The 15,829-nt window shown below is 63.5% G+C and carries 23 protein-coding genes; 9 read left to right on the top strand and 14 right to left on the bottom strand.

What is annotated here, in order from left to right; translation table 11 throughout:
* Nucleotides 1-4 precede the first annotated feature (4 nt).
* Complete coding sequence (locus V8J83_RS15915; RefSeq protein ID WP_339987418.1) at nucleotides 5-589, top strand: DNA-3-methyladenine glycosylase I; 585 nt, start codon at nucleotides 5-7, stop codon at nucleotides 587-589.
* Nucleotides 590-719: 130 nt separating this feature from the next.
* Here V8J83_RS15915 and V8J83_RS15910 read toward each other — a convergent pair whose 3' ends face one another.
* The gene (locus tag V8J83_RS15910) at nucleotides 720-1,277 is read right to left on the bottom strand and encodes a TlpA family protein disulfide reductase (protein WP_339987417.1); all 558 of its coding nucleotides are present in this window, start codon (nucleotides 1,275-1,277) and stop codon (nucleotides 720-722) included.
* Nucleotides 1,278-1,313: 36 nt separating this feature from the next.
* Between V8J83_RS15910 and argH the strand changes: the two genes are divergently transcribed.
* The 4 genes from argH (at nucleotide 1,314) to V8J83_RS15890 (ending at nucleotide 4,628) form a co-directional block, all read left to right on the top strand.
* Nucleotides 1,314-2,729 (top strand): argininosuccinate lyase, encoded by a 1,416-nt coding sequence (gene argH, locus V8J83_RS15905; RefSeq protein WP_339987416.1) that lies wholly within the window; start codon nucleotides 1,314-1,316, stop codon nucleotides 2,727-2,729.
* 33 nt (nucleotides 2,730-2,762) lie between these two features.
* Nucleotides 2,763-2,927: a hypothetical protein gene (locus V8J83_RS15900; protein WP_339987415.1), complete on the top strand. Its 165-nt coding sequence runs from the start codon at nucleotides 2,763-2,765 to the stop codon at nucleotides 2,925-2,927.
* A 129-nt stretch (nucleotides 2,928-3,056) separates the two neighbouring features.
* Nucleotides 3,057-3,527, top strand: a complete 471-nt coding sequence (gene greA / locus V8J83_RS15895; RefSeq protein ID WP_339987414.1) for a transcription elongation factor GreA — start codon at nucleotides 3,057-3,059, stop codon at nucleotides 3,525-3,527.
* Between the two features lie 54 nt (nucleotides 3,528-3,581).
* A complete protein-coding gene (locus tag V8J83_RS15890; RefSeq protein WP_339987413.1) occupies nucleotides 3,582-4,628 on the top strand; it encodes a hypothetical protein in 1,047 nt (348 codons plus the stop codon).
* 89 nt (nucleotides 4,629-4,717) lie between these two features.
* Here V8J83_RS15890 and V8J83_RS15885 read toward each other — a convergent pair whose 3' ends face one another.
* From V8J83_RS15885 to ispH, 11 genes are all read right to left on the bottom strand, one after another.
* Nucleotides 4,718-5,038, bottom strand: a complete 321-nt coding sequence (locus tag V8J83_RS15885) for a hypothetical protein (protein ID WP_339986396.1) — start codon at nucleotides 5,036-5,038, stop codon at nucleotides 4,718-4,720.
* Between the two features lie 421 nt (nucleotides 5,039-5,459).
* Nucleotides 5,460-6,086 carry a trimeric intracellular cation channel family protein gene (locus tag V8J83_RS15880; protein ID WP_339987412.1) on the bottom strand — a complete coding sequence of 209 codons (627 nt, stop codon included), beginning with the start codon at nucleotides 6,084-6,086 and terminating at the stop codon, nucleotides 5,460-5,462.
* A 12-nt stretch (nucleotides 6,087-6,098) separates the two neighbouring features.
* A complete protein-coding gene (rnhA, locus tag V8J83_RS15875; protein WP_339987411.1) occupies nucleotides 6,099-6,548 on the bottom strand; it encodes a ribonuclease HI in 450 nt (149 codons plus the stop codon).
* The gene (locus V8J83_RS15870; protein WP_339987410.1) at nucleotides 6,541-7,152 is read right to left on the bottom strand and encodes a class I SAM-dependent methyltransferase; all 612 of its coding nucleotides are present in this window, start codon (nucleotides 7,150-7,152) and stop codon (nucleotides 6,541-6,543) included. The genes rnhA and V8J83_RS15870 overlap by 8 nt, the downstream gene beginning before the upstream one ends.
* Nucleotides 7,149-7,607 (bottom strand): DUF3429 domain-containing protein, encoded by a 459-nt coding sequence (locus V8J83_RS15865; RefSeq protein WP_339987409.1) that lies wholly within the window; start codon nucleotides 7,605-7,607, stop codon nucleotides 7,149-7,151. The genes V8J83_RS15870 and V8J83_RS15865 overlap by 4 nt, the downstream gene beginning before the upstream one ends.
* 96 nt (nucleotides 7,608-7,703) lie before the next feature.
* On the bottom strand, nucleotides 7,704-8,318 hold the full coding sequence (locus tag V8J83_RS15860; protein WP_339987408.1) for a LysE family translocator: 615 nt from the start codon (nucleotides 8,316-8,318) through the stop codon (nucleotides 7,704-7,706).
* Between the two features lie 68 nt (nucleotides 8,319-8,386).
* On the bottom strand, nucleotides 8,387-8,851 hold the full coding sequence (locus tag V8J83_RS15855; protein WP_339987407.1) for a pyridoxamine 5'-phosphate oxidase family protein: 465 nt from the start codon (nucleotides 8,849-8,851) through the stop codon (nucleotides 8,387-8,389).
* A gap of 16 nt (nucleotides 8,852-8,867) precedes the next feature.
* Nucleotides 8,868-9,695 carry a phytanoyl-CoA dioxygenase family protein gene (locus V8J83_RS15850; RefSeq protein WP_339987406.1) on the bottom strand — a complete coding sequence of 276 codons (828 nt, stop codon included), beginning with the start codon at nucleotides 9,693-9,695 and terminating at the stop codon, nucleotides 8,868-8,870.
* A gap of 45 nt (nucleotides 9,696-9,740) precedes the next feature.
* Nucleotides 9,741-10,379: a 2-hydroxychromene-2-carboxylate isomerase gene (locus V8J83_RS15845; RefSeq protein ID WP_339987405.1), complete on the bottom strand. Its 639-nt coding sequence runs from the start codon at nucleotides 10,377-10,379 to the stop codon at nucleotides 9,741-9,743.
* Nucleotides 10,380-10,382: 3 nt separating this feature from the next.
* Nucleotides 10,383-10,739, bottom strand: a complete 357-nt coding sequence (locus V8J83_RS15840; protein ID WP_339987404.1) for a hypothetical protein — start codon at nucleotides 10,737-10,739, stop codon at nucleotides 10,383-10,385.
* Nucleotides 10,736-11,686, bottom strand: a complete 951-nt coding sequence (gene ispH, locus V8J83_RS15835; RefSeq protein ID WP_339987403.1) for a 4-hydroxy-3-methylbut-2-enyl diphosphate reductase — start codon at nucleotides 11,684-11,686, stop codon at nucleotides 10,736-10,738. The genes V8J83_RS15840 and ispH overlap by 4 nt, the downstream gene beginning before the upstream one ends.
* A 138-nt stretch (nucleotides 11,687-11,824) precedes the next feature.
* Here ispH and V8J83_RS15830 point away from each other — a divergent pair, with 138 nt between their 5' ends.
* A complete protein-coding gene (locus V8J83_RS15830; RefSeq protein WP_339987402.1) occupies nucleotides 11,825-12,361 on the top strand; it encodes a peroxiredoxin-like family protein in 537 nt (178 codons plus the stop codon).
* 76 nt (nucleotides 12,362-12,437) lie between these two features.
* Here the strand turns inward: V8J83_RS15830 and V8J83_RS15825 are convergent, their stop codons facing one another.
* Nucleotides 12,438-13,028 (bottom strand): TetR/AcrR family transcriptional regulator, encoded by a 591-nt coding sequence (locus V8J83_RS15825; protein WP_339987401.1) that lies wholly within the window; start codon nucleotides 13,026-13,028, stop codon nucleotides 12,438-12,440.
* 228 nt (nucleotides 13,029-13,256) lie between these two features.
* Here V8J83_RS15825 and V8J83_RS15820 point away from each other — a divergent pair, with 228 nt between their 5' ends.
* A complete protein-coding gene (locus V8J83_RS15820) occupies nucleotides 13,257-13,757 on the top strand; it encodes an anthrone oxygenase family protein (protein ID WP_339987400.1) in 501 nt (166 codons plus the stop codon).
* Between the two features lie 70 nt (nucleotides 13,758-13,827).
* Nucleotides 13,828-14,490 carry a 3'-5' exonuclease gene (locus V8J83_RS15815; protein WP_339987399.1) on the top strand — a complete coding sequence of 221 codons (663 nt, stop codon included), beginning with the start codon at nucleotides 13,828-13,830 and terminating at the stop codon, nucleotides 14,488-14,490.
* Between the two features lie 8 nt (nucleotides 14,491-14,498).
* On the opposite strand, the gene V8J83_RS15810 is transcribed toward V8J83_RS15815, so the two are convergent.
* Nucleotides 14,499-15,077 carry a LabA-like NYN domain-containing protein gene (locus V8J83_RS15810; RefSeq protein ID WP_339987398.1) on the bottom strand — a complete coding sequence of 193 codons (579 nt, stop codon included), beginning with the start codon at nucleotides 15,075-15,077 and terminating at the stop codon, nucleotides 14,499-14,501.
* A 125-nt stretch (nucleotides 15,078-15,202) separates the two neighbouring features.
* On the opposite strand from V8J83_RS15810, the gene folK reads away from it, so the two are divergent.
* The gene (gene folK / locus V8J83_RS15805; protein WP_339987397.1) at nucleotides 15,203-15,805 is read left to right on the top strand and encodes a 2-amino-4-hydroxy-6-hydroxymethyldihydropteridine diphosphokinase; all 603 of its coding nucleotides are present in this window, start codon (nucleotides 15,203-15,205) and stop codon (nucleotides 15,803-15,805) included.
* The last annotated feature ends 24 nt before the right edge of the window (nucleotides 15,806-15,829 follow it).

The raw sequence follows: 15,829 nt of genomic DNA, 5'->3' as shown, positions 1-15,829 counted from the left end.
GGACATGGACGAAACCGCCAAGGGGCGCTGTGGCTGGTGCGGGACGGCGCCAGATTATGTTGCCTACCACGACACCGAATGGGGCGTGCCGGAATATAACAGCCGGGCGTTGTGGGAGAAGCTTATCCTGGATGGGTTTCAGGCCGGGCTCGCGTGGATCACGATCCTGCGCAAGCGGGAAGCGTTTCGCGCGGCGTTCGAGGGGTTTGATCCCGACGTGATCGCGACCTGGGGCGAACGGGATGTGGAGCGGCTTCTGGGCGACGCGGGAATCGTGCGCCATCGCGGCAAGATCGAGGCCACCATCGGCAACGCGCGCGCGTGGCAGGAGATGGAGGCACGGGGCGGGTTCGAAGCATTCATCTGGGATTATTTCGACGGCAAACCGTTGCGGAACACCTATCGCACGCTTGAGCAGGTGCCGCCGAAAACAGCGCTGTCGGAGCAAATGTCGAAGGACATGAAGAAGGCGGGGTTCCGGTTTTGCGGCCCGACAATTGTTTATGCCTGGTTGGAGGCGACGGGTGTGGTGAACGACCATCTGGTGGGGTGTTTTCGCCACGAAGAGGTGGCGCGGCTGGCGCGATAGGGGGAGTGGCCACTGGAAACACTTGTGCGGCCTGGCCGCACGTCGCCCCTCCCGCCGTCCCGTCTTGGGGGGCGCTGCGCTCTGGCCCCCTGGCGTCCATTGGGAACAAAGAGCGGCGGTTCAGGTTGGTTCAGCTTCCGCCGTCGATGAGCGTTTCGATGATGGCGATGGCTTCTGGACTGTCCCAATGGGCGTCGCCGCGCAGACGGGCGATTTCCTGGCCCGACGGGTCGAGGATCACGGTGATCGGCAGGCCGAACACGCCCATTTCGCGCGCGATCTGCTGGTTGATGTCGCGGTATTGCGGGAGGTCGGTGATGCCTTCCTCGTCAAAGAAGCGCTGAATGGCTTGCGGCGGGTTGCGGCCGGTGGCGAGTGTGACGACCTGAAATTCGTCGCCGCCGAGTTGATGTTGCAGGGCTTGCAGCGATGGCATTTCTTCGCGGCAGGGGGCGCACCAGGTGGCCCAGAAGTTCAGCACGACATGTTGGCCTGCGTAATCCGCGAGGGTCGCTTCGGTGTCGGCGTCGGCGAGGAACGGCAAGTCGGAGGCCGCCACAGGCGTGCCATGGACCACCAGGCCGCGCATTTCGCCGGTCAGCAGCCCATCGAGGTCTTGCGCGGCGGTGGTATTTGCACCGAGGCCAAGGGCGAGGTAAGCGGCGGTGATCAGGAGTTTGCGGACCATCGGGTTCCCTTTATTTACGCAGCAAGGCAGATGCACATGACCAATACGGGTCCCAAGGACGATCAAGCCAGCACCGCGAACGCCATGTGGGGCGGACGTTTTGCCGCCGGGCCGGATGCGATCATGGAGGCGATCAATGCCTCGATCAGTTTCGACCAGCGAATGGCGCGGCAGGATATCGAAGGGTCCCGCGCCCATGCGGCGATGTTGGCCGCGACAGGCATCCTCAGGGATAGCGATGCGGAGGCGATCCGGGAAGGCCTTCTCACGGTGTTGTCAGAGATCGAGGCGGGAGATTTCGCATTTTCCGCAGCGTTGGAGGACATACACATGAATGTCGAGGCGCGTCTGAAGAAGGTGATTGGCGAGCCGGCAGGGCGTTTGCACACGGGCCGGTCGCGCAATGATCAGGTGGCGACCGATTTCCGTCTGTGGGTGCGCGATCAGATGGATGCCGCGATTGCGGGGCTTGAGGCGTTGCAGCGCGCGTTGTTGGGACAGGCGGAAGCAGGGGCCGATTGGGTGATGCCGGGGTTCACGCATTTGCAGACCGCGCAGCCGGTGACCTGGGGCCATCACATGATGGCCTATGTCGAGATGTTCGGCCGCGATGCGAGCCGGTTTCATGATGCGCGGGTGCGGATGAACGAGGCGCCTTTGGGGGCGGCCGCGCTGGCGGGGACGAGTTTTCCGATTGATCGGGAGATGACCGCGCAGGCGCTTGGGTTCGACCGGCCCTGCGCCAATTCGCTGGATGCGGTGAGTGATCGGGATTTCGCGTTGGAGTTCCTCTCCGCGGCGTCGATCTGCGCGATGCATCTGTCGCGGTTGGCGGAGGAATTGGTGATCTGGTCCAGTGCGCAGTTCCGGTTCGTGGCGTTGTCGGACCGGTTTTCGACGGGCTCGTCGATCATGCCGCAGAAGAAGAACCCCGATGCGGCGGAGTTGATCCGCGCCAAGATCGGGCGGATTTTCGGGGCGAATGTCGCGTTGATGACAATAATGAAGGGCCTGCCGTTGGCCTATTCAAAGGATATGCAGGAGGACAAGGAGCAGGTCTTCGATGCGGCCGACAACCTGATGCTGGCGCTGGCCGCAATGGAAGGGATGGTGGGCGATATGCAGGCCCGCGTGCCCGAGCTGGAAGCCGCCGCCGCCAGCGGCTTTTCAACCGCGACGGACCTTGCCGATTGGCTGGTCCGGGCGCTTGATATGCCGTTCCGCGATGCCCATCATGTAACGGGCAGCCTTGTGAAACTGGCCGAGGACAGGGGCTGCGACCTGCCGGACCTGAGCCTTGCCGACATGCAGGGCGTCCATGGTGCGATCACCAAGGATGTGTTCGCGGTTCTGGGGGTGCACAATTCCGTCGCGTCGCGGACCTCTTATGGCGGCACTGCGCCGGTGCGGGTCCGCGAACAGATCGCGCGCTGGCGGGATCGGATTGGGTAAGCTAGGCTGCGGCAAGCCCAAGGAGGACAGCCGATGACCCGTGCCACGATGATCCTGACCGCGATGGCCCTGCTTGCGCTGGCCGCTTGCGGTGCCGATGGTGAACCCGAGCGCCCGACCCGCGCCGAGATGCCGGCCATGGCCACCGGCGTGAGCGTCAGCGGCACGGTCTCCGTCGGTGTTTCCGGCAGCTTTTGAGCAAGCTTTCGCAGTCGCGCGCAAAGCCAGTTGATCCCATCGGCATTCGCGCCTAACGTCCGTAACTCCCCCGGCTGGCACATGCATTGGCCGGGCTTTTCATTGCTATTCTGTCGCAAGGTTCGACCCATGGACAAGATCCCGATGACGCCGCAGGGCCTCGATGCCCTCAACACCGAACTCAAGCAGCTCAAAAGCGTTGAGCGGCCCGCCATCATCAAGGCGATTGCCGAGGCACGCGAACACGGCGATTTGTCGGAGAACGCGGAATACCATTCCGCCAAGGAGAAGCAGTCCTTCATCGAAGGCCGTATCAAGGAGCTGGAGGGTGCGATCAGCCTTGCGCAGGTCATTGATCCAAAGACCCTGTCTGGTGCGATCAAGTTCGGGGCCACGGTCGATCTGGTCGACGAGGACACCGAAGAAGAGAAGACCTACATGATCGTGGGCGAGGCCGAGGCTGATATCGAAAAGGGGCTTCTGAACATCAAGTCCCCGCTGGCCCGCGCCTTGATCGGCAAAGAGGAGGGCGATAGCGTTGAAGTGCGCACGCCCGGAGGCTCCAAGGATTACGAGATCGTCAAGATTTCCTATGTATGATAGGGACTTACCCCCGCCATCATCTTATCAACGTAACGCAGGTTGAGGCCGCATATGCCGCCCTCCAACACCGACACGCCCCGCACGCCGCAGCAGGCCGCTCCGACGGCCCTGGACCTAGGCCTGTACGCGGGGGGTGAGGCGGGTCCAAAGATCACCGGGATCGAGATCGTGGCGATTGCGGTGTCGGTTCTGTGGATCCTCGCGGTGGTTCTGATCGGGTTCGGGCGCTCGGGCAATGATACGCCGCAATCGGGGCTTGGCACGCTGGTGTCTGTCCTGGCCGTGATTGTGCCGCTTGCCCTGATCTGGGTTGCCGCGATGGCCGCCCGGACTGCGCGCGCCCTGCGGCAGGAGGCGGCGCGGTTGCAGGCCTCCATCGATGCGATGCGCGCGGCGTATGTCGAGCAGCAGCAGCGTCAGAGCATGGAGATGAAGCCCGAGCTGGCGCAGAAGCTGGATGATCTGATGGCCAAGCAGGCGGCGGCCGAGACGCAGCTTGCCACCTTCACAACGCTGCGCACCGCCGAGCCTGCCGATCTTCGGGCGGCCGTGCCGCCGAGCGCGCTGTCCGATGATCCGGCGCAGCCGCAACCCGCGCTGGCGCTTTTGCAACCTGCCGAGGTCGAGCCGATTTCCGTGGCCGATTTCATCAAGGCGTTGGATTTCCCCGAAAACGAGCATGACAAGGAAGGCTTCCGCACCCTGAGGCGCGCCTTGGAAGACCGTGCAACCGAGCGGTTGATCCGGGCCAGTCAGGACGTGCTGACGTTGCTGTCGCAGGACGGCATCTACATGGACGATTTGCGCCCCGACCGGTCCCGGCCCGAGGTCTGGCGCCGCTTTGCGACCGGGGAACGCGGGCGTCCGATTGCAGCGCTGGGTGGCATCCATGACCGGTCCTCGCTGGTTCTGGCGGCGGGGCGCATGCGCAAGGATCCGGTGTTCCGCGATGCCGTGCACCATTTCCTGCGCCATTTCGACCGCACCTTCATGGAATTCGAGAAAAACGCATCGGATGCGGAAATCGCGGACCTGTCCGACACTCGCACGGCGCGCGCCTTCATGTTGCTCGGCCGTGTGACCGGCACCTTCGACTGAGCCGATCCCAGAATGCCGAATGCCCCCCACCATTGCTGGAGGAGGGCACCCGGACCAGAGCCTTTGAGAGGCTCATTCGTGTGTCTGACTTACTCGTCTTCGAGCGACGCGGCGCGGAGGCGGTCGAAGATGTCAGCGCCGTAGGCTGGGGTACCGTTGACGACGGTTGCGCCGTTCAGGCCGCGCCGATCGGAGGCGGTGTCCTGGACGCTGTTGAGCACGGAGAAGGTCTCGCCCAGGTTGCCCGCGGGGGCGACGCGCTGGCCGACGCCGTTGACGTTGGTGCGCTCCAGGGCGTTGTCTTCGAACTGGTTGAAGTGCTGGATCGCGGCGACGGAGGCTGCGGATTGAGCGACGGCCGGAGCGGCGAGGGAAGCGGCGACGGCGGCGATGATTGCGATGTTTTTCATTTGACTGGTCCTACTCAGTTTGTGTGGAGGGCCTGATATGGGAGGCGGCCCTGATTTGGTTTCGTTGGCGAGCCGTTGTGGCCTGCCGATGAACTGAATATGGCGGGTGGGGCGCTGAAATACGATACACGGAACCGCGAGAAACGGGAGATTTAGGTGCACCTGCGCACAGAACCACCGACACGCTGCACCAACCCCACGGGGGCGTGAGGAATGGTCGCGCGCGTGTGAGAATGAGGGGTGGTCGGCGTAATATTTCGCGGAACCACATGACCGACCGCGTCGAAAAACAGGCGACTCGCCCCCGACCCTGCCGGGGCTGTTGTCATCTTGAGGCAAAAAAGCGCCCAGGTTCTAGAAAAGTACCTGGCAAGGCCCCGACAAAGGCCGGCGCCGACGCTGTGGCCGTTGCCCGTAGGTTTCAGCTCCGGGGCGGGCGCGCCTTGTAGACGGGCAGGGACCAGCCGAACAACAGTGACCCCGCCCTCAGCCCAAAGGTCACCACGACGCAAATCGCCGTCGCCCAAATCGGATCAACAGCGAGGAGGCGGACGCCGAGGAGCGTCGCGGCAGCCCCGCCAAAGGCCGCGGTCACGTAAAGCTCGCCTTGGCGCAAAACCAGAGGCACCTCATTTGCAATCACATCGCGGGCAAGCCCGCCGAACGTGCCGGTCGCGACCCCCATCACAAGCACAACGGGCGCGGAGGCCTCCAGGCTGCGCGCCACCGCGACGCCGGCAGCGACGGCAATGGCTAGCGCCGCCGCATCGAGCCAGATGATCCATTTCAAGCGGCTCTCCAGAAGATGCGCCGTAAAGAAGACCAGCACCGCCGCCAGCGCCGCAATCCCCAGCGGCGTCGGATCGGCGATCCAGAACACCGGATCCCGGTCCAGGAGCAGATCCCGCAATGTGCCGCCGCCCACTGCGGTGAGGGCGCCGAAAAAGATGAAGCCCACGATATCAAGCTGCGCGCGCGAAGCCGCCAGCGCACCGGTCAGCGCAAAGACGAAGGCGGAGGCGTAATCGAGGCCAAGGGTCAGGGTCATGGCGGCCCCATGTTACTTGAACGGGGCCATACCGGCGCGCGCCAGTTCATCGGCGCGTTCGTTTTCCGGGTGCCCGGCATGGCCCTTGACCCATTCCCACGTCACATCGTGGCGTGCGGCGGCGCCCTCCAGCCTTTGCCACAGCTCGACGTTCTTGACCGGTTTCTTGGAGGCGGTTCGCCAGCCGTTGCGTTTCCAGCCCTCCAGCCAGCCGGTGATCCCGTTTTTCACATAGGCGCTGTCGGTCACAACGGTCAGCGCGGAGGGGCGTTCCAGCGCTTCGAGCGCGTGGATGGCGGCCAGAAGCTCCATGCGGTTGTTGGTTGTCTCGGGCTCACCGCCCTTGAGTTCGCGTTCCTTGAGGACCGCGTCCCCGTCCTTGGCCTGCAACAATGCGCCCCAGCCGCCGGGGCCGGGGTTTCCGGAGCAGGCACCGTCGGTATAGGCGTAAAGATCAGGCATCGGGCCCCTCGGATGTGTTGGATGTGGCATGCATCAGGAAAAACGGCGCGACCTCGCCGGAAAGCCCGGCTTCTTCGCCGGTCTCGACATGGACCACGCGGGCCCCGAGATCGCGCAGGAGACCCCGCATCTCGAACTCGGTGACGTAGGTGTAGCGGCGACCGATCGTGTCGCGGTCTTCGCCACTGCCGGTTTTCATCCCGATAAAGAGCGCGCCGCCGGGTTTGAGGGCGCGGATCATGGCGGCGAGGTGATCGGGCAGGGCGGCGCGGGGGGCATGCAGCAGGCTGAAGCTGGCGTAGATGCCGTCATAGAGCGCGGTGCCGGTAATGTCGTCGAAACTGCCGAGCCGGGCATTCACGCCGCGCGACAGGGCGTCGGTCACGAAGGCCTCGGTCGGGTCGATCCCATGCACGTCGTGCCCGGCTGAGACCATGATCGCCGCATGCAGCCCCGGTCCGCACCCGGCATCAAGGATCGTCGCGCGCGCCGGCAGCATCGACAGGAACCGGTCGATGGCCGCAATCTGCATCTTGCTCAGCGCCAGATCCGCGTAGCGCTGCGCCTGTGCTTCGTAGACATCTATGGTTTTGCGGTCGGTCATGGGACGAAGGCTGCCCCGATGCCGAGGCAAAAGACAACGACCGACGTGAGGATCAGCCGCAAAGACATCCACCATTCTGGCGCCAATCCCTTGCGCGCGCAGGTCCAGTCGACCGCGAGAAGGCCGATGAAGCCGAGGATCAGGGCGAACATCTGCGTCAGGGGCGGCAGTGAAAAGGCGAAGAACATCAAAAGCGCGGGCAGCACGGACAGGGTCAGCCCGAGCGGCATCCATGGGCCGCCGTCCTTTGCCGCAAAGCCCCAGATGACGCCGGCCATGAAGCACAGGATGATCGTGCCGTAATGCAGCAAAACGGGCACGCCGCTGTAGAGCAGGACGATATCCGGCACGGGCAGGTAGCCGGTGACGATCCATGCGGAGCTTGCCGCGCCCCACAGGAACGGGATCAGGCCCGCAAGGCCGAGCAACAGGGCGGAGGAAGGGATGCGTGACATGGCGTGTATGTGGCCCGTGCGGCGAGGTTGGGCAAGGGCCAGACGAAGGGGCGGCGGCGGGCAGGGGAATGGCATATTTGGGGAATAACGATGGGCTCAGGCGCGCTCCAGGGCCAAACGGCCCGCGAGAAGTGCGAAGATCGCCGCGAAGGAGCGGTTGAGCCAGTCCATGCTCCGGGCGGAGCCGAGGATGCGCGTCCGTGCCTGCGCGGCGAAGAGGCCATAGAGCACGAAGACGGCAAAGGTCATTGCCATGAAGACCGATCCCAGGGCCACGATTTCCTGTGTCACCGTGGCGGGGTTGCCGGACAGGAACGGGGTCAGCAGGGACAGGAAGAAGATCGAGAGTTTCGGGTTGAGGATATTGATCAGTGCGCCGCGCCGCGCGATGGCAAAGCCGGGCTCGGCGTTGGTGGATGGCTCCACGTTGAGCGCGCCGCCAGCGCGCAGCGCCGAATAGGCAAGGTAGAGCAGGTAGGCGACGCCTGCGAATTTCACCACGTTGAAAAGCAGCGCCGAGGTGTGAAGGACCGCGGACAGTCCGAGGGTGGCGGCCAAGAGATGCGGCACGATGCCAAGCGTGCAGCCCAGGGCCGCCCAAAGCGCCGCGCGCCGTGCACGTCCGAGGCCAAGCGCCAGAGTATAGAGCACGCCTGTTCCGGGCGCTATGACGACCACGAAGGCGGTGAGCAGGAATTGGGTGGTGAGCATCACGGATCTCCGGAGCCAGAATGACCGGGCGAGGCTTTCAGGCTTTTGGGCGAGCGGGAAGGGCGGTTTCAACCGCGGGGTGTCGCGAGTGTCGGGCCGGTGCGAAAATAGCTGACGTCATTGGTGAAGATCGTATCCGGCGCAAGGCGGATCAGGCGGCCATCTGGGTCATCGATGCGGGCAATCTGCGTGACGAACCAGTCATTCTGGCTCTCTTCGGGGCCGAGATAGCGGTGCAGGAGGCGGCGGAACAGGGCCGGGTTCATCGGTTCGATCGTTGCCGTGCCACGCAGGCCCAAATGGCGTAGCAGCCCCACCGCATTGTCGTAGTGGACGATTTCGACGGAGACCTGCGGATTGATGGCGATGCGACGGGCGGACGAGGCGGTTTTCTCGGACAGCATCCAGATCGCGTCGTCTTCCCATGCGAACCAGACCGGCGCGTTGCGCGGCGCGCCATCGGGGGTGACCGTGGCGAGGTTGGCCATGAGCGGGAGGGACAGGACCTCCATCGGATCGAATGCGGTGGGCATGGGCGCGCGGCGAGTTTCAGCGCGGCCAGAGCTGCGGGAAGAAATCGCCCGCGATGCGGTCGCCCTCGCGATACCCAGCGGCCTCAAATTGCGCGCGTTCGTCCTTGGCCCAATCGCCACGGTAGCGGATCATGCCGTCCGGCGCGGTCATGCGCAGCGTAAAGCGGCGCACCGTTTCGGTCGGCGTGACCGAGGCGAGGCCACCGTGCAGTGTGCGCATGTCGAAGAATATGCAATCGCCAAGGGCGAGATCCCATTGCAGCAGGTCATGGGTCTCTGGCGTGATTTCGGGCGGGATGTGGTAGGTTTTGCCGTTGACTGTTTGCGGCTCCATGCTGGCGTGGCCATCGGCGAAGCGGACGCGCATGAAGAGCTTATCCCAGAGATGCGAGCCTTTGACGAAGGCGATGCCGTTGTCGCGGGTCACGGGTTCCAGCGGCAGCCAGAGGACGCACATTGTGCCTTCGAAGTCGAAATAGGCGAGGTCTTGATGGAACGGCGGGCGGGAGGTCGAGCCCGCCTCGCGCAGGAACCAATTGTCCATGACCAGATTGACGCTTGGCGCACCGAGGAGCTGTGCGGCGAGCGGTGCGCAGGGGGAGTTGTGCACGAAATCGGTGAATTCCGGGATCTCGGACCAGAGCCAGTAGCCTTCAAGATAGGCTGGCGCGTCGGGATCTTTGGTGTGGCGCGCGACATTGGGATGCGGCGCGGCGGTGGCCTTGTCGATGCCTTGGCGGAGACGTTCGAGCCAGCCGGGCGAGAAGGCATTGCGGATCGCGACAGCGCCGTCACGGCGGAAATCGGAGAGGGTGTCGGCGGGGAGGGTCTGGAGATCGAGCATGGGGGAGTGTTGCTGTTGCTCCACGTGACGGCAATGGTTTTTAGGTCACCCCACCGGTGGATTGTGCCATTCAGTCGGGGCGAAGGGCGTTTCCAGAGCGCGGTCGACGAGGTGCAGGTGGTCCTGTCCGTAGAACGGGTCGCCGTCGATGATATAGGTGGGAGAGCCGAAGATGTTCTGCGCTTTGGCCCAGTCGTTGTTGGCGTGTAGCTTGGCCTGCACGTCAGGGGCGGCGGCGCGGGTGAGCAGGGGCTGTGGATCATGGCCAGCTTCGGTGGCGACGCGGGCAAGGGCGGTGCGGTCGGACAGATCGATGTCATCGCGCCAATGGGCATCCAGCAGGCGGTGGGCCATGTCATCGACCGCCGACCCGTGATCGCCAAGGGCCAGGATCATACCCGAGGCGAGGCTGTAATCAGCGTCGTGATAGGTCGGGCGGTGGCGGATGATGGGGACATCGCGGTATTCGGCCCACCGCTCGATCTCGCGTCCGAAGAAGTAATCGACATGGGCTTGCGTGCGGGCTGCGAAGGGCTGGCTGCCTTGCTGTTCGACCACCGGAGACAGGAGGATGGGTCGATGAATGATCTTGGCACTGTGCCGGGTGGCGATGCGGGAGAGTTCGGCCGAGCCGAGATAGGCATAGGCGGAATGGGCGGAATAGACGTAGGTGATTTGCGGCAAGGCTCAGCGCCCGAAGAAACGGTTAAGGAGGGAGGGCTTCGGCGGCTTGTGTCCAGCGTTTTCGAGGCGTTTGCGCAGGATCATGTGCCATTCGTGGTAAGGCTCGCCGATCAGTTCCCAGATTGGCCAGTCGGCGGAGGCTTCTATGCAATGCAGGATGGGCCAGTTGAGGCCATTGGCCGTGTCGCCGTTGGCTGGAAAAAGGGTAATGAGGGCGGCGATCTCGGCAGCATTTGGTTCGGCGGGTAAATCTTCAACAAAGGGCTGCGCGGTGACGATGAGGTCGTAGTCATCATCGGTCAGCGGGCGGCCGATGGCCTTGAGGGCCGCGATGGAAGGGTGCAAGGACGCCTCGCTCACGCCGGTTCACGCAGGAGGCGGGGCACTTTGAATTCAACGTTCTCGACGGCTGTTTCCACAAGCTCGCGGGTGACGTCGAAACGATCTTCGAAGGCCTGGATCACTTCTTCGATGAGCACTTCGGGGGCGGAGGCACCGGCGGTGATGCCGAGCGATTTGATCCCCTCAAGTGCGCGCCAGTCGATATCGGTCGCGCGTTGGACCAGCTGTGAATAGGCGCATCCGGCGCGGGCAGCGACTTCGACCAGACGTTTGGAGTTGGAGGAATTCGGTGCGCCCACGACCAGCATCGCGTTGCATTTGGGGGCGGCGGCCTTCACGGCCTCCTGCCGGTTGGTGGTGGCGTAACAGATGTCTTCCTTGTGGGGGCCGACGATGGCGGGGAAGCGTGCCTGAAGGGCGGCGACGATGTCGGCGGTGTCGTCGACGGAAAGGGTCGTTTGGGTGACAAAGGCAAGCTTGGCGGGGTCGCGAACGGAAACGGTGGCGACATCTGCGACGGTTTCGACGAGGAGGACGTCACCCTTCGGCAATTGGCCCATGGTGCCAACCGTTTCCGGGTGGCCCTTGTGGCCGATCATGATCATCTGCAACCCGTTGTCGGCGTGACGCTGCGCCTCGATATGGACCTTGGAAACCAGCGGGCAGGTGGCGTCGACATAGACCATCTCGCGCGCCTGCGCGGCGGCGGGGACGGATTTCGGCACGCCGTGGGCGGAAAAGATGACGGGGCGGTCATCAGGGCATTCGTGGAGTTCTTCGACAAACACGGCCCCCTTGGCGCGCAGATCATCGACCACGTATTTGTTGTGCACGATCTCGTGGCGGACGTAGACGGGGGCGCCCCATTTGGCCAGGGCCATTTCGACGATCTTGATGGCACGGTCCACGCCCGCGCAAAAGCCGCGCGGGGCGGCGAGGTAGATCGTGAGGGGCGGCTTGGTCATGGTCTGCATCTCCTGCTTGGCCCAGAGGTAAGCGTTCGCGCGAAAGGCGTAAAGTGGTGCATCGGCGCAGGGGGGTATGTGCGTTGCGGTGAGGGCGGGAGCGTGGTTCCGTGCCGCCACCCAAAAGGAGAGTTCCAGATGCTGATGCCGCGCCAGAAAACGCCTGAGTTGAATGTCCCGCTTGTGGGCGGGGGCATGTTTGATTTGTCCGCCGAGACGGCCGAGCGGGGGACGGTGGTGTGCTTCTACCGGGGGCTGCATTGCCCGTTGTGCGCGACGTATCTGGCGGAGTTCGAGAAGCTGGCGGATGACTTTGCGGAACGGGGGATCGCGTCGGTGGCGATTTCGTCGGATGGCGCGGAGCGCGCGGCAGCGATGAAGGACAAGATCGGAGCGACGCAGCTGCGGTTCGGCTATGACTTGCCGCTGGCGAAGGCGCGGGAGTGGGGGCTTTATATCTCGACCTCTCGGGGCAAGACCTCGATCGGGATCGAAGAGCCGGCGCTGTTCGCGGAGCCGGGCTTGTTCCTGATCAATCCGGACCAGACGCTGTATTACATGAGCGTACAGACGATGCCCTTCGTCAGGCCGCATTTCCGGGAGCTTCTGGGGGCGGTCGATTTCGCCATTGAGAAGGGCTATCCGGCCCGTGGCGAGTATGAAGGCCAAGTTTGAGGCAGCGGTTGCAAGGTTGCAACCAAGGGTTAAGTATCTGAATACGCTATATAGAGCCGGTTTCTTTAATCGTTCATTAACCTTTTGAGGCGCGTTTGATTGTGTCCAGGGCGGCCTGGGCGCGGGCCTCGATTGCCTGCGCCGTCGGGACCTCCATCGCGCCAATGACGCGGCGGATCTGAAGATCGCCAATCAGCAACGTGAGATAGAGCTGGGTAAGGTCTTCGGGTTCGCCTTGCAATTTACCCTCGTTCACCGCGCCGGCCATGACGGCCGTCACCATAGGCCCGACAACCTCGCGACCGCCTGCTGATATCGCGCGGCCCAGATCGCCCGAGGGATCGGCGGCGGCGGCGCGATTCAGCGCCACGGCGCGGGGCCCGAGGACCATGCCGAGCAGGATCGGACCCATCCGCGCCAACCGGTCAAGCGCGTCACCCCCCACGTTTTCGACCAATGTCGCGCGGACGGTTTCGGTATTTCGGGCCACAAGGGCCGCCATCAACCCCTTTTTATCGCCGTACCAATTGTACAGCGTCTCGTTCGAGGCTTGCGCGGCGCGCGCGATGGCTTGCATGGACGTGCCCGCATAGCCCTTTTCGCCGAGCATCCTGTAGGCCGCATCCTCGATCTGGGCGCGGCGTTCTTCCTTTTTGTCGGACTTCATCTGCATCCCCTCTTGACCCGTAACAGTAATTACGGTTACGGGTTGAAGCAAGCCGTAACTAAAATTACGGCTTTGTGAGCTGATGAAGAAGCAACACGAAAGGAGGCATCCGATGCCTGACGACCAAACTCTCTTGCGACCCGCCCTTGCCGTTCTGACCGCGCAAGCCGCGATTGCAGCGCTGATTGTCGAGGGGATCCTGTCGTTTGGCCGTCGGAGGACAGTGGCATGAGGGAAGCAGCCTTCGCTTCGGGCTTTGCCGCGCTACTGCTGGCCGGGGCGATCTTCGGGTTTTTCTATGCGTGGGTGTGTTCGACCATGTGGGGCCTGGACGCGATCGACCCGCGTGTGGCGATTGAAGCGATGCAGGGCATGAATGCCAGCGTGCGCAATGCGGTGTTCGCGCCTGCGTTTTTCGGGACGCCTTTCGTGTGCCTGATCACGGCCGCGTTTTGCCTTTCGGGTGGCGCACGGGAGGCCGCAATCGCATTTGCGGCGGCGGGCATCTTGTACCTCCTGGGTGGCATGGGCCTGACCATGGCGGTGAACGTGCCGATGAACGAGTCATTGGCAATGGTGGAGGTGCCCGAGGATGTCGACGCCGCGCGAGAGATCTGGGCCGCTTATTCACCGCGCTGGCAGGTGTTCAACATCGCACGAACCGTTGTTTCGGGGCTGACGTTGGCTTTGGCCGGTTTGGGGTTGGTGGCACTGGCACGGGCGGGGTGAGGGATGCCTCTTGTGCCCGACCGGCCCGTGCCGTTCTATCACGGCTATCAGAAGACGAGGGGTGTTCGTGGTGCTGTCGTGGTTGTTTGGCCGGAGGGTTATCGCATCGAAAAGAGGTGCGCTCGACCTGCCAGACGGGCCGTTTCGGTTTGTGGCGCTGGATGTGGAGACGGCGAACGGCAACGTCGCAAGCATCTGCCAGATCGGTATAGCCTGCGTCGGGTTCGCGGGAGAGATGAGCGTGCACAGCACATTGGTGAACCCGAAGCAGGCCTTTGACCCGTTCAACACCGGTCTGCATGGGATTGATGCGCATGCGGTGAAGACAGCGCCGGACTTTCCGCGGGTCTATACCGAGATCGCGCCGTTGCTGGGGCAGCATTTGATTTTTCAGCATAGCAGTTTCGACCGCCGCGCGATCTATGCCTCCTGCGAGGCCCATGGGGTGGCTGAGCCGGACTGGCTTTGGGCCGATTCCGTTCAGGTCGCGCGGCGCGCGTGGCCCGAATTCAAGGGCAATGGCGGCCATGGCCTGGCCCATCTCAAACGCGCGCTTGATCTCGAATTCACACACCACGATGCGGGCGAAGACGCCAAAGCGGCAGCGCTCGTGGTGTTGGCGGCGGAGCGCAAGACGGGTGCGCGGCTGGAGGAATTGATTGGCCCCAAGCCGCGCCCACCCAAAGTCAAACGTGTGCAATCGCCCCCTGCCGATGTGGCATCGGACGGCTGAGCCCCGCCTCAGTCGGCCTGTTCTTCGACCGGGGCTTGGTCGTCCGTCGGGCGCGGTTCACGCGGCGGGCGCCCAATAACATCCTTGAGGTCGTTCAATTCGATGAAATTGTCGGCCTGACGGCGCAGATCATCGGCGATCATCGGCGGTTGCGAGCGGATCGTGGAGACGACGGACACCCGGCATCCCTTGCGCTGCAATGCACCGACCAGGGGGCGAAAATCGCCGTCGCCGGAGAAGATCACGATGTGGTCGACATGTTCGGCGGTTTCCATGGCATCGACTGTCAGTTCGATATCCATGTTGCCCTTCACCTTGCGGCGCCCCTGGCTGTCGATGAATTCCTTCGCGGGCTTCGTGACCATGTTGAAGCCGTTGTAGTGAAGCCAATCGACCAGCGGGCGGATCGGGGAATAGTCGTCGTTTTCCAGCAGAGCGGTGTAGTAGTAGGCCCGCAAGAGCTTGCCGCGCTGCATGAATTCCTGCCGCAGGAGCTTGTAGTCGATATCAAATCCAAGCGCTTTTGCGGCGGCATAAAGGTTGGAGCCGTCAATAAACAGCGCCAAACGTTCGTCACGATAAAACATAATATGTCCAATACCCGTGAGTGAGTGTAATGCACCGCCGACGATTAAATATCCGGTGAGTGAAGCCGGACGCCATTGGCACGGGGTCGAAGGCTTATGTCTGTTCGGTGCACAGGACGCAACACATGATGACCAAACGTGACGTAACGACCTGCTTGATTGCGTTGGGCGCGAATCTGCCAAAAGGCGGGATTTCGCCTGAGGTGGCGGTTTCGCAGGCGATGGACCGTGTGGCGGAGGCCTGCGACGGGGCGGTGGCGCGCAGTCGTCTGTTTCGGACGCCGGCGTTTCCCGAGGGGGCGGGGCCGGATTTCGTGAACGCCGCGATGCGGGTGGAATGGCAAAGCACGGCGCAGGCCCTGTTGGCGCATTTGCATGGGATCGAGGCAGCGTTCGGGCGCAGGCGGGAGGCGCGATGGGAAGCGCGGGTGATGGATCTTGATTTGATCGGGTTCGGCGATGCCATCCTGCCGGACCCCGAGACGCGCGCCAGATGGGCGGGTTTGTCACCCGAAGACGCGGCGCAGGTGGTTCCGGATCAGTTGATCGTGCCGCATCCTCGCCTGGCCGAGCGGGGCTTCGTTTTGGTGCCATTGGCGGATGTGGCGCCGGATTGGGTGGACCCGACAAGCGGGCGCAGCGTGGGGGCGATGGTGCAGGCGTTGCCGCACGCGGTTCTGGAAACCATCACGCCCCTTGGGGGGTGCGGCGAATCTGGTTGTCAATAAGGCCAATGGTGCTTATGTAGGCCG

The organism is Gymnodinialimonas ulvae (assembly GCF_037543845.1).
Classification (GTDB): Bacteria; Pseudomonadota; Alphaproteobacteria; order Rhodobacterales; family Rhodobacteraceae; genus Gymnodinialimonas; species Gymnodinialimonas ulvae.
The sequence above is the reverse complement of the archived record's forward strand: the minus strand, read 5'-3'. Positions and strand labels throughout refer to the sequence as shown.

Coding starts and splice junctions, on each gene's coding strand:
- greA (WP_339987414.1), top strand. CDS start 3,057: ATGGACAAGATCCCGATGACGCCGCAGGGCCTCGATGCCCTCAACACC.
- argH (WP_339987416.1), top strand. CDS start 1,314: ATGACCAATACGGGTCCCAAGGACGATCAAGCCAGCACCGCGAACGCC.
- V8J83_RS15825 (WP_339987401.1), bottom strand. CDS start 13,028: ATGAAGTCCGACAAAAAGGAAGAACGCCGCGCCCAGATCGAGGATGCG.
- V8J83_RS15870 (WP_339987410.1), bottom strand. CDS start 7,152: ATGACCGACCGCAAAACCATAGATGTCTACGAAGCACAGGCGCAGCGC.
- V8J83_RS15850 (WP_339987406.1), bottom strand. CDS start 9,695: ATGCTCGATCTCCAGACCCTCCCCGCCGACACCCTCTCCGATTTCCGC.
- rnhA (WP_339987411.1), bottom strand. CDS start 6,548: ATGCCTGATCTTTACGCCTATACCGACGGTGCCTGCTCCGGAAACCCC.
- V8J83_RS15860 (WP_339987408.1), bottom strand. CDS start 8,318: ATGCTCACCACCCAATTCCTGCTCACCGCCTTCGTGGTCGTCATAGCG.
- V8J83_RS15865 (WP_339987409.1), bottom strand. CDS start 7,607: ATGTCACGCATCCCTTCCTCCGCCCTGTTGCTCGGCCTTGCGGGCCTG.
- V8J83_RS15830 (WP_339987402.1), top strand. CDS start 11,825: ATGCTGATGCCGCGCCAGAAAACGCCTGAGTTGAATGTCCCGCTTGTG.
- V8J83_RS15885 (WP_339986396.1), bottom strand. CDS start 5,038: ATGAAAAACATCGCAATCATCGCCGCCGTCGCCGCTTCCCTCGCCGCT.
- V8J83_RS15880 (WP_339987412.1), bottom strand. CDS start 6,086: ATGACCCTGACCCTTGGCCTCGATTACGCCTCCGCCTTCGTCTTTGCG.
- V8J83_RS15855 (WP_339987407.1), bottom strand. CDS start 8,851: ATGCCCACCGCATTCGATCCGATGGAGGTCCTGTCCCTCCCGCTCATG.
- folK (WP_339987397.1), top strand. CDS start 15,203: ATGATGACCAAACGTGACGTAACGACCTGCTTGATTGCGTTGGGCGCG.
- V8J83_RS15820 (WP_339987400.1), top strand. CDS start 13,257: ATGAGGGAAGCAGCCTTCGCTTCGGGCTTTGCCGCGCTACTGCTGGCC.
- V8J83_RS15915 (WP_339987418.1), top strand. CDS start 5: ATGGACGAAACCGCCAAGGGGCGCTGTGGCTGGTGCGGGACGGCGCCA.
- ispH (WP_339987403.1), bottom strand. CDS start 11,686: ATGACCAAGCCGCCCCTCACGATCTACCTCGCCGCCCCGCGCGGCTTT.
- V8J83_RS15890 (WP_339987413.1), top strand. CDS start 3,582: ATGCCGCCCTCCAACACCGACACGCCCCGCACGCCGCAGCAGGCCGCT.
- V8J83_RS15810 (WP_339987398.1), bottom strand. CDS start 15,077: ATGTTTTATCGTGACGAACGTTTGGCGCTGTTTATTGACGGCTCCAAC.
- V8J83_RS15900 (WP_339987415.1), top strand. CDS start 2,763: ATGACCCGTGCCACGATGATCCTGACCGCGATGGCCCTGCTTGCGCTG.
- V8J83_RS15910 (WP_339987417.1), bottom strand. CDS start 1,277: ATGGTCCGCAAACTCCTGATCACCGCCGCTTACCTCGCCCTTGGCCTC.